This is a genomic window from Pseudomonas sp. 28 E 9, from assembly GCF_900004785.1.
Classification (GTDB): Bacteria; Pseudomonadota; Gammaproteobacteria; order Pseudomonadales; family Pseudomonadaceae; genus Aquipseudomonas; species Aquipseudomonas orientalis_A.
Genome location: NZ_CVTK01000029.1, coordinates 56,892 through 65,142 on the forward strand (window position 1 = coordinate 56,892; position 8,251 = coordinate 65,142).

Consider the following 8,251-nt stretch of genomic DNA (forward strand, 5'->3'; position numbering starts at 1 on the left):
CGGGTTTGTTTGTCTCTTGCATCACCTACATGCGCAAGTACGACAGGATGGGTGGATAATGGCTCATTGGATCACTACCCGTCAAGCGACTTCTGATATCACAAGGCCTTCTTGCTCAAGAATGTGCTGAGCCTCCACCAGGGCCAGGTCTACGCTGCTCTCCAGCGCCTTGCGAATATCACGCCTCCACCGCTCCTGGGTCTTGATCGGGTGCGGCTCGTTCGACCAGTTGTCCATCTCGTACCAGCCGGCCGGCAGAACGTTGGTGGAGCGCTTGCCGTCGACACCGGGGAGCCGAGGCAAGGCCCATGTCACCACGGCGCAGTGCAGGAACCGTTCCGGCGCCGGCGAGCGCATCAACCGGGTCAGCTCAGCAATAGCCGCGTGCTTGCGCTCAGTATCCGTGGAGAACTTCGCCACCAGAGCGCGCCAGTGCTCGGCCGAAAGCGCCTTGTGCAGCCGACCGAATACCCAACAGTCTTGGAGAAAGGCCGCCTCCTTGCCCACGATCTCCCCCTTCTGCTTGGCGCACTGCACCTTTGGCTCGAAGTCGCAGCCACCGGCGGAATTAATCGTCTCGGCCGCAAGGGCGCGAACTACTGCTGAAACAACGTTGCGATAGATCATGCGGCTTCCCCTTTTTTCAATTCTCTGGTCTTTGCCCGGTACTTGGCCTTGATGGCCTTGATCTCTTCCACGGAGTACTTGCATGGCGGGTGCAGACCTTCCAGCCAGGCGACCTTCTCGGCGCCGATGCGCAGCACAAGGCGAATGCGGTACTCCACGGCGTTGCCGGATAGGTTGCGGTTGCACTTCACGCACTGGCGGTGGATGTTCAGCGGCTCGAAGCGCAGCTCCGGGCAGGCGCCAACGGATCGGTAATGCCCAGCGTCCCAGCGGCTGCCGGTCATGAGGTCGCTGTCGTTCGGCGTCGAGTCGCAGCTGATGCACGGCAGGTGGGCGTCACGCAGGCGCACGTATTCGTTCACTGCGGCCTGGGCTTCACGCAAATGATCCGCCCTGCTCTTCAGCTTCTCCTTGCGGACCTTGATGTCGTTGCGCTCGATTTCGGCCAGCGCCTTGCGCGCCTTCGGTTCGTGCCTGGGCGCGTCGATCATTGCGCACGCCGGGCTGCACACCGCTTGGCCCATGCGCGAAGGCACGAATGAGGCCCCGCACGTAGCAACGCGGCATTTCTTCGGCTTGGCCGGCTTCCGTTCGATGGTCATACAGCCTCCTTGGCTTTCTGCTGCTCATGGGAGAAGTCGCCGCGCAAGGGCATCAGGCAGCGCGTCGGGATTGGAGCTTCAGTCATTGGTACGAGCCCAAGCATCTTCACCAACTTCTTGCCCGGCCTCAGCGGCTCACCTAGCGCTCGTACAAGCCAGGCCGCCTCCGCGTTGGAGTTTCGCAAGCTTTTTCCCTGAACCTCGAACCACTCAGGCGCGCCGAGGTAGGTGATCAACTCCACCACCCGGCCAGTGTTATGAGCGTTAAGGTCTATGGTTAGAGCCAGGTCGCCCGGCTTGAAGTTATGGCTCATAGCGCCTTCCTCGCTGCCCGCTCTACTTCCGCTTTCCGGTCGCGACGTTTGCGCTCGAAGTCTTCTACTGCGCGCTTGCGGCGGTGATCGAGTACCGTGCCAATGACCAGGGCCAAGGCAATCAGAACTCCGTAAATGTCTGCGTAATCCATCAGTACCTACCTCCCCAATTGTCCTTTTGTGTCCACCGCACCTGGTGCTCGGCGCCGAAGGCGTGAACCCACTCGATCAACTCGCCGCACTGCTTCACGGTGAGCTTGCTGGTGCGCTCGTAGATGACGTCGAAGCCATTGCCGTCCACTGCCGGGATCATCTGGGGCTGGTCGCCAGTCTCACGCAACCAAGCAGCAGTCAGCAGGCGTTTCCAGATCAGGACATCCCACTTCTTACCGGCGTGCTCTACCTGGGCGGCGATATCGGCCAGCGCCGCGTGCAGGGCCTTGTTCTGCTCCCCGCTGCGGTCAACTTCGGTGATGGCCAGCTTCTTGGGCCTGGCCAGGTCCAGGCCGGCGATGTAGCCCATGGCCTTGTTGCGGTCTGATTCGTTGCGGATCTGGAGACTGGTCATGGATTCCTCCGGTCGTGAAAGTTGCCACCACGACGCTTGAACTGCGTGCTCACCTGCGAATCAGCAGCTCGCCCCGCGTCGCGCAGGCTCACGTCGGCGTTGTCTTGGTAGCCCTTCCAAACGACTTCGTCACCGTCCTTCCCAGAAAGAACCAATAGCACCGCGGTGGGCTCACTCTTGACGTCGTCGGCCTGAATCCACTTTGCAACGGTGCGCAGGTACTCGGCGATCTCGTTGCGTTTTGCCTGCTCTCCAGCGACACGCCTGTTGTGAAGGCTGCGCGAGGCTGGGAACTGATGAATTTCGGCTGTCATGACTGCTCTCCCTTGCCCATGGCGGCGGCCTCTTCTTCCCATGGGAAAGGGCTATACGACTCAAAGTCAGTCTCCCAGTGAGCAGGCTCCGTCATGCCCACGTTGTCGTGATGCGCCTGATAGTGGGCGCACCTGAAAACGTAAAGGCCTGAACCCTTCTCGAAATAGTCCTCCCGATATTCAAGGATCTCAGCCTGGATCAAAGCCAGCTGTTCGACGGTGATCTGGCCGGTGATAGCGCTGATGAATGGATCGTCGCCTTCGCTGTTAAAGACCTCAATCCAGACCGACTCTTCGCCATTGCGCCAAGCGCTGGCGTCGTACTGGTTCTGCTCAATGTCGTCGCGCAACGCCTCGTTCTCATCCTTCAGCTCAGCATTCACCCGCTCGTAGGCTTCGTAGCCGGTACGTAGGCCGGCGACTTCGGCGCGGAGCTGGTCTCGCTCACGGGCCGCCCTTGATCCGTCCTTAACGAGCTTTTTGGTGGTCGCTGAATATGCCTTAAGGCTGCCGCGCATGCTTGAACAGTCGGCGCGCAACCTCTCGTTCTCGGCGATCAGGGCCAGGATGGCTTCAGGCGACGCAGCTTCGGTAAATCGGTCGTTAGCCAAGCTCCAAACATCGCCAACCTCGTTGTCCTGCGGGCTTTCGTTGAAAAGATCATTCGCAGCGATCAATTCGTCGGCAAGCCGCTTCAGTTCGGTGTAGTCGGTCATGGCTTACTCCTGAAATACATGACGACGCAGACAGGAATCAGTGCAAACGCGATGAACGCGGCGGCAAACAAATAACCGTATTGGCCCATGGTCAAAACCCCTCCTTGCCGCGCTGCGATTCCCATTCGAACGGAACGACGATCAGACCGCCCTCCCGCAACCGGTCGACGCAGCGGTCGCCCATGGCTCGGCCCAGATCACTCGCTTCCAGGTTGGAAATGATCACCGTCGGTGCCTCGCGCTCGTACCGGCCGTTGATGATCGCGAACAGGGTGGTCAGCTCGAAGTCGCTCGGCTGTTCCTTGCTCACGCCGATCTCGTCCAGCACCAGCAGGTCGGGATTGATCAGGCTGGCCAGGATGTCGCCTTCGGTCCGCTCGCTGTGTCGGTCATACGTGCCACGGATGGCCTGCAGTACTGCCCCAACCGTGCGATACACCGCCGACCGAGAGGTCTTGTGCAGAAGTTCGTTCGCGATGGCCACGCCGAGGTGGGTCTTGCCAGTGCCAGGCTTGCCGATCAGCACCATGCAGCGCCCTACTTCATGGATCTGGTCGAACGTGGCGACGTAGTGGCGGCAGAACTTCAACGCCTTGCGCTGCTGGTCATGCTCGACCTGGTAGTTATCCAGCGTGCGAGTGAGGAAGCGTTTCGGGATCAACGCATCGCCCAGCTTGCGAGCCAGGGCAATCCTCAGCTCGTAGGCCTTGTTCGCCTTCTCGCTGGCTTCACGCTCTTCTGCGATCGCACGCATGCATTCAGGGCAACCGCCCTTCAACTCGCGACCCAGCAGCACAGTGACCTTCTGGTCGAAACCGCCGTGCTTGTCGCATTCCGCCGGCTGGGTACGGATCGGCGGCGCGCCTTCTGGAAGCGCCATAACCTTCTCAGAGCGCATAGGAACCGTCCTCACGCTGAATCAGGCCTGCGGTGTAGTCGCGCTCTGCGAAACCGGTGTGGCGCGATTGTGGGAACTGGTGGACGTTGGTCGGGGTGTCGGGTATCTCGTCCTCCCAGCGCTTACCGTTCAGCCAGGACGACGGGTGCGGGATGAACTGGCCCTTCTCCTTGAGCCAATCGGGCGTCAGCACCTGCTTGCCCAGCGCCTTCACCATCAGTTCTAACAGCTCCGGGGTGACCTTCAGCTTGGCCCAGGCCTTCTCCGCCTTGTCCTTCCCGACCTTGCGCGGATAGAGCTTCCAGAACTTTGGGAAAAGGTCTTCCACCACCACCGGAGCAGGCGACGGAGGAAGGGAATCAGGAATCAGGAATCCGGAATCAGAAGAGAGGGAATCAGCCGGGAAAGAACTGTTCTTGTCTGGTGCTTGCATGGTGCTTGCACCAACCTTTACCGGGCAAGGCTCTGGCTCGGGTATTTCAGGGATGGTGCTCTTGGCTTCCTTGAGGTGCGGGTTCTGGTGTTTCGCCCAGTTCACGATCTGGATGGCGTTAAATGATCCAACCGTGTAACGGGTGATGAACCCCAAATGATCCAGGTCAGCGAGCATCTTTTCGATGTCCACATTATCGGCCGGGAACAGGGCCATTTTCAGGCGTCGCGGGCGATCCTCAAGACGGCCTTCACGGTCAGCCTCGGTCCACATACCGATGAAGAGCAAGCGGGTGGCAAAATCCACCTCTGCCAGGTGTTCGTTCGAGAAGAACCCTGGCTTGATGTTTCTGGAACGAGCCATCACGCGGCCCCCTTGAATGCTTTGTCGTGGGTGAACAGGCCGTCCCAGGTCTTCTTCATGGGCAGCTCGCCGGCCAGGTACAGGTCGTACAGGCGTGCGGCGCCCTTCTTGAGCAGAACGGGCGTGTAGGAGATGAATGGGTCTTTGCCGTGCGGGGTGACTTCCACCTGGTGCTCGGTCATGTACTTATCGCGGGCGTACGAGCCAACACGGTGACGGGTGCCGGACTTGCTCTCGTTGTAAAGCCAGCTGCGCGACTCCAGGTAATTGCCCACCTGCATGACGTTGACCCCATTGAGGCCCTTGCAGAACTGGGTATGGGTCATGCCTTCCTTGAACAGGTTCTCCAGGGAGTGGATCTTGTTGGCCTGCTGCTCGACCTGGGCGGTGAGCATCAAGCGGGCCTTTTCAGACTCCATGGCGATCTGCAGGATTTCGATGGTCGAGAGCTGCTGAGGTCCCTCCAGATCTTTGATCTTTTGCAGGACCGTGCGGCGAACAGCTTTGGACTCCCGCATCCCCACCAGGGTGCATTGATCCAGGGTGAGGTCGTATGAGGCCATCATTACCCCGCTTTGGGGGTGTGCAATAAAACTGCATACCCCCAGCTCGCCGGATAACTCGTCCTCTACGCGAATAATGAACTGGTCATTACGGACCTTCGACTCCCCTGCGCGGGTGCGGGCATCGTTTACAAGGTCGCGCAACTCGACTGATGACATTGTCCGCGCCACGTTTTCAGCAATCGAAAAACGTGGCGCGGATTCGTTGGTGTTGACGATTGATTGGGGAATAGGCATTATTCGCTCCAGAACTTTGTTGTAAGTGCTGCACAAGAAGCCAGGCCGCGAACCTGGTTTTTTTGTGCCTGTGATTTAGTAATTCGGTATTTCATTGGCAGATCCTCAATAGTCCCTGAGGGGCTAATCAGCCCTTGCGTCCTATGGAAGCGACGTTGCTCCGGCTCTTGGGCGGCCGGGTCATTCGATCAAGTGCCCGGTTCATAATTGTTGCGGCCATCTCTTCCGGCGTTATCCCGTTGCGTCTGGCCAATAGCTCCAGATCAGCGAGTCCCTGCCAGTCGAGCTGGATTTCCAGCGGTTTTCTTTCAGGCACAGGGCCTCCTGGGCCACTTCAGGCCACGTCAGTTTTCGCGTTAAGCTCTTCCATCATCTGGTTCAGGCCGCGCTCGAGAATTTCCCGAGCGAGAACTGCCTTCTGCGTGCGCTGAAAACGCGCCATAGCGGTGAGCAGATCGTCGGCCACTTCATCCAGGCGGACCTTGGTGGGCTTGTCGTGCATGTGGCTTGGGTCGAAGTGCATCGTTTGTCTCCAGTGGCTGATGAATTGGTTAGCAGGCTGTTTGCAGGCGGACAGTCTGCGAAGGAAATGGGCGCAGCTCGCTTGCCTGGAAACTGCCGTCGGCAAGCTCAAGCACGCGGATATGGCGTTTTGCGGTAATGGCTTTGTGAATGGCCGGAGGGGTGACATTCAGCAATCGAGCGGCTTCCGACTGACCTTTGTCGGCAACGAACTCGTCCAAGGAGGTCTCTTTCATGGTCGTGCCTCTGGTTTCAATAGGCACGATATTAACCGGCGGTTACTAGATAATCAACACCGCCGGTTTCTGTTATAAATTAACCAGCGGTTATAAAGTGCGCGCATGAGTAAAAAGAAGCCGCTATCCCCAGAATTACTGGCCGAATGTCACGCCGCCAGGGACCTATTTTTATCGAAAAAAAATGCCTTGAAGCTGAGCCAGGCAAAGCTCGCTAAAGCGGCAGGCATGAGTCCGCCTGCCGTAAATCACTATTTCAAAGGCGAGAACCAGCTGAATATTGAATTCGCCTTGGTTCTTTCCGAGATGATTGGCGAGCCCGTTGAGAAATTCAGCGAGAGGCTGGCGTCTGACATAAAGCGTCTAGCCGACGCAGCGGGAGCAAACATTGGTTCCGGCTCAGCCAGCGAAATAGATTCCCGGCCAGCCCCGCGCAGCTTCGATCTGAAGGATGAACCCGGCTATACCGGCGTCCTACAGCTGACCGCGCGCGGATCAACCGGTGATGGCGACGACAACCCGCACGTCGAGATCCGTGGCGTCATGGCGTTCAAGTCGGCCTGGCTGCGCGCAAACAACCTCAACCAGAAGCACCTGGACGTGATCTACGCCAGCGGCAACAGCATGGAGCCGACAATCAACGACGGCGACGTACTGCTGGTGGATGAGTCACGGGTTGAGCCGAAGGACGGTCAGATATTCGCCATGCAGAGCGAATCGAAGGGAACGATCGTTAAGCGCCTGGTGAAGTCGGACTTCGACGGCTGGATCATCCGAAGCGACAACCAGGACAAGACGCGCTACGGCGACGAGACTCTGCGTGATGGGGAGATAAACGAGGTTCGAATCATTGGGCGCGTGGTTTGGCGCGGCGGGATGCTGTAAATCGACAGAAATCCGCATCGGCGGATCTTCATAAATAGAAGGGATTCACCGTGAGCGAGAAGAAAACGGGCAGTGTTTCGAATCAAGAGGATTCTGGGAATACCCCGGAGCAAGATAGGGCGCTAAAGGTCCCAGGTTCCGCGTTGGTAGACTTCCTAAACAGGGTGGCCCCGGGTAACAAATGCTGCTTTTGTAAGATTGGTGATTACGACGTCATCTCCGCCCCCACCGGTGGAGGCGTTGCGGGCGTCGTAGCCACGCCAGTGCCAAATGTTCAGCATTTAGGAATCTGGTTTTACGTGGCCTCATGCGATATTTGCGGACATACAGCGCTCTTCAATTCAAAAGAGGTTCTCAAATCGATGACTAGGGAAGACTGATGCGCATCGCTCAAGGATCACCCTATGATTTGATGGGCGAGATTTCTTCATTTTTAGAGGTTGTTGAGAAAAATGTTTCGGGCTTTTACTACATCTCGAACATTGACACCTCTACACTGTCTGAAGACTCGCTACCGCTTGACGCCGTGTATACTGTCGATACACCAAAGGATTTGATAACCATCATGAGCGCATTTCGAAAAGATTTGTTTATGTCTGTCACCTTGCCACTCCTAGGTTCGGCAGTCGGTGCGCTGGCGCTTGTGTGGGCGGCTTATACGCACATTGATTCGAAGCTAGATGCCGTTAGATCTGATGCATCAAGCAGTCTTGACCATCTGGGCGACACCCTAAGGGTTGAACTGCGCGCAGACCGCGACGCTCGAGCAAAAGAGTTCGAAACTATTCGCATTGAAATGAGAGAAGACAGAAAGGATACGAGAGACGCTCTCAAAGAGCTTATGAATCGCTCGTAATCTCGACTGATCTCTAGAAAGAAGCCCGGCCAAGCGCCGGGCTTCTTGTTTCTGCCCGCCCCGATCTGACCCCGTAGCCCGCCACTGAGCGGGCTTTTTTATGCCCAATGAAAAATA

Annotated in this window: 15 protein-coding genes; 2 read left to right on the forward strand and 13 right to left on the reverse strand. The window is 57.7% G+C overall.

Annotated elements, in window-relative coordinates; translation table 11 throughout:
- Window positions 1-81: 81 nt before the first annotated feature.
- The 13 genes from BFQ00_RS06095 to BFQ00_RS06150 form a co-directional block, all read right to left on the reverse strand.
- The gene (locus BFQ00_RS06095; RefSeq protein ID WP_065932918.1) at window positions 82-627 is read right to left on the reverse strand and encodes a hypothetical protein; all 546 of its coding nucleotides are present in this window, start codon (window positions 625-627) and stop codon (window positions 82-84) included.
- Complete coding sequence (locus tag BFQ00_RS06100; protein WP_065932919.1) at window positions 624-1,229, reverse strand: recombination protein NinG; 606 nt, start codon at window positions 1,227-1,229, stop codon at window positions 624-626. The genes BFQ00_RS06095 and BFQ00_RS06100 overlap by 4 nt, the downstream gene beginning before the upstream one ends.
- Window positions 1,226-1,543, reverse strand: coding sequence for a hypothetical protein (locus BFQ00_RS06105; RefSeq protein WP_065932920.1), 318 nt, complete (start codon window positions 1,541-1,543; stop codon window positions 1,226-1,228). The genes BFQ00_RS06100 and BFQ00_RS06105 overlap by 4 nt, the downstream gene beginning before the upstream one ends.
- Window positions 1,540-1,695 carry a hypothetical protein gene (locus tag BFQ00_RS29580; RefSeq protein WP_170827535.1) on the reverse strand — a complete coding sequence of 52 codons (156 nt, stop codon included), beginning with the start codon at window positions 1,693-1,695 and terminating at the stop codon, window positions 1,540-1,542. Before BFQ00_RS29580 ends, BFQ00_RS06105 begins: the two co-directional genes overlap by 4 nt.
- On the reverse strand, window positions 1,695-2,111 hold the full coding sequence (locus BFQ00_RS06110; RefSeq protein ID WP_065932921.1) for a recombination protein NinB: 417 nt from the start codon (window positions 2,109-2,111) through the stop codon (window positions 1,695-1,697). The genes BFQ00_RS29580 and BFQ00_RS06110 overlap by 1 nt, the downstream gene beginning before the upstream one ends.
- Window positions 2,108-2,425 carry a hypothetical protein gene (locus BFQ00_RS06115; protein ID WP_065932922.1) on the reverse strand — a complete coding sequence of 106 codons (318 nt, stop codon included), beginning with the start codon at window positions 2,423-2,425 and terminating at the stop codon, window positions 2,108-2,110. The genes BFQ00_RS06110 and BFQ00_RS06115 overlap by 4 nt, the downstream gene beginning before the upstream one ends.
- Window positions 2,422-3,141 carry a hypothetical protein gene (locus BFQ00_RS06120; RefSeq protein ID WP_065932923.1) on the reverse strand — a complete coding sequence of 240 codons (720 nt, stop codon included), beginning with the start codon at window positions 3,139-3,141 and terminating at the stop codon, window positions 2,422-2,424. The genes BFQ00_RS06115 and BFQ00_RS06120 overlap by 4 nt, the downstream gene beginning before the upstream one ends.
- Window positions 3,142-3,232: 91 nt before the next feature.
- On the reverse strand, window positions 3,233-4,039 hold the full coding sequence (locus tag BFQ00_RS06125) for an ATP-binding protein (RefSeq protein ID WP_065932924.1): 807 nt from the start codon (window positions 4,037-4,039) through the stop codon (window positions 3,233-3,235).
- A complete protein-coding gene (locus BFQ00_RS06130) occupies window positions 4,029-4,835 on the reverse strand; it encodes a hypothetical protein (RefSeq protein ID WP_065932925.1) in 807 nt (268 codons plus the stop codon). Before BFQ00_RS06130 ends, BFQ00_RS06125 begins: the two co-directional genes overlap by 11 nt.
- Window positions 4,835-5,635 carry a hypothetical protein gene (locus tag BFQ00_RS06135; protein ID WP_065932926.1) on the reverse strand — a complete coding sequence of 267 codons (801 nt, stop codon included), beginning with the start codon at window positions 5,633-5,635 and terminating at the stop codon, window positions 4,835-4,837. Before BFQ00_RS06135 ends, BFQ00_RS06130 begins: the two co-directional genes overlap by 1 nt.
- 127 nt (window positions 5,636-5,762) lie before the next feature.
- The gene (locus BFQ00_RS06140; RefSeq protein WP_065932927.1) at window positions 5,763-5,951 is read right to left on the reverse strand and encodes a hypothetical protein; all 189 of its coding nucleotides are present in this window, start codon (window positions 5,949-5,951) and stop codon (window positions 5,763-5,765) included.
- Between the two features lie 18 nt (window positions 5,952-5,969).
- Complete coding sequence (locus BFQ00_RS06145) at window positions 5,970-6,158, reverse strand: hypothetical protein (protein ID WP_010568074.1); 189 nt, start codon at window positions 6,156-6,158, stop codon at window positions 5,970-5,972.
- Between the two features lie 28 nt (window positions 6,159-6,186).
- Window positions 6,187-6,393 (reverse strand): Cro/CI family transcriptional regulator, encoded by a 207-nt coding sequence (locus BFQ00_RS06150; protein WP_065932928.1) that lies wholly within the window; start codon window positions 6,391-6,393, stop codon window positions 6,187-6,189.
- A 105-nt stretch (window positions 6,394-6,498) separates the two neighbouring features.
- Here BFQ00_RS06150 and BFQ00_RS06155 point away from each other — a divergent pair, with 105 nt between their 5' ends.
- Together BFQ00_RS06155 and BFQ00_RS06160 are read left to right on the forward strand one after the other, a co-directional pair.
- The gene (locus BFQ00_RS06155; protein ID WP_083227298.1) at window positions 6,499-7,278 is read left to right on the forward strand and encodes a S24 family peptidase; all 780 of its coding nucleotides are present in this window, start codon (window positions 6,499-6,501) and stop codon (window positions 7,276-7,278) included.
- A 379-nt stretch (window positions 7,279-7,657) separates the two neighbouring features.
- Window positions 7,658-8,134 carry a hypothetical protein gene (locus tag BFQ00_RS06160; protein ID WP_065932929.1) on the forward strand — a complete coding sequence of 159 codons (477 nt, stop codon included), beginning with the start codon at window positions 7,658-7,660 and terminating at the stop codon, window positions 8,132-8,134.
- Window positions 8,135-8,251 lie beyond the last annotated feature (117 nt).

What these genes read in the sequence shown, in the direction of transcription:
- BFQ00_RS06095 (WP_065932918.1), bottom strand. Translation starts at nt 627, where the DNA reads ATGATCTATCGCAACGTTGTTTCAGCAGTAGTTCGCGCCCTTGCGGCC.
- BFQ00_RS06100 (WP_065932919.1), bottom strand. Translation starts at nt 1,229, where the DNA reads ATGACCATCGAACGGAAGCCGGCCAAGCCGAAGAAATGCCGCGTTGCT.
- BFQ00_RS06105 (WP_065932920.1), bottom strand. Translation starts at nt 1,543, where the DNA reads ATGAGCCATAACTTCAAGCCGGGCGACCTGGCTCTAACCATAGACCTT.
- BFQ00_RS29580 (WP_170827535.1), bottom strand. Translation starts at nt 1,695, where the DNA reads ATGGATTACGCAGACATTTACGGAGTTCTGATTGCCTTGGCCCTGGTC.
- BFQ00_RS06110 (WP_065932921.1), bottom strand. Translation starts at nt 2,111, where the DNA reads ATGACCAGTCTCCAGATCCGCAACGAATCAGACCGCAACAAGGCCATG.
- BFQ00_RS06115 (WP_065932922.1), bottom strand. Translation starts at nt 2,425, where the DNA reads ATGACAGCCGAAATTCATCAGTTCCCAGCCTCGCGCAGCCTTCACAAC.
- BFQ00_RS06120 (WP_065932923.1), bottom strand. Translation starts at nt 3,141, where the DNA reads ATGACCGACTACACCGAACTGAAGCGGCTTGCCGACGAATTGATCGCT.
- BFQ00_RS06125 (WP_065932924.1), bottom strand. Translation starts at nt 4,039, where the DNA reads ATGCGCTCTGAGAAGGTTATGGCGCTTCCAGAAGGCGCGCCGCCGATC.
- BFQ00_RS06130 (WP_065932925.1), bottom strand. Translation starts at nt 4,835, where the DNA reads ATGGCTCGTTCCAGAAACATCAAGCCAGGGTTCTTCTCGAACGAACAC.
- BFQ00_RS06135 (WP_065932926.1), bottom strand. Translation starts at nt 5,635, where the DNA reads ATGCCTATTCCCCAATCAATCGTCAACACCAACGAATCCGCGCCACGT.
- BFQ00_RS06145 (WP_010568074.1), bottom strand. Translation starts at nt 6,158, where the DNA reads ATGCACTTCGACCCAAGCCACATGCACGACAAGCCCACCAAGGTCCGC.
- BFQ00_RS06150 (WP_065932928.1), bottom strand. Translation starts at nt 6,393, where the DNA reads ATGAAAGAGACCTCCTTGGACGAGTTCGTTGCCGACAAAGGTCAGTCG.
- BFQ00_RS06155 (WP_083227298.1), top strand. Translation starts at nt 6,499, where the DNA reads ATGAGTAAAAAGAAGCCGCTATCCCCAGAATTACTGGCCGAATGTCAC.
- BFQ00_RS06160 (WP_065932929.1), top strand. Translation starts at nt 7,658, where the DNA reads ATGCGCATCGCTCAAGGATCACCCTATGATTTGATGGGCGAGATTTCT.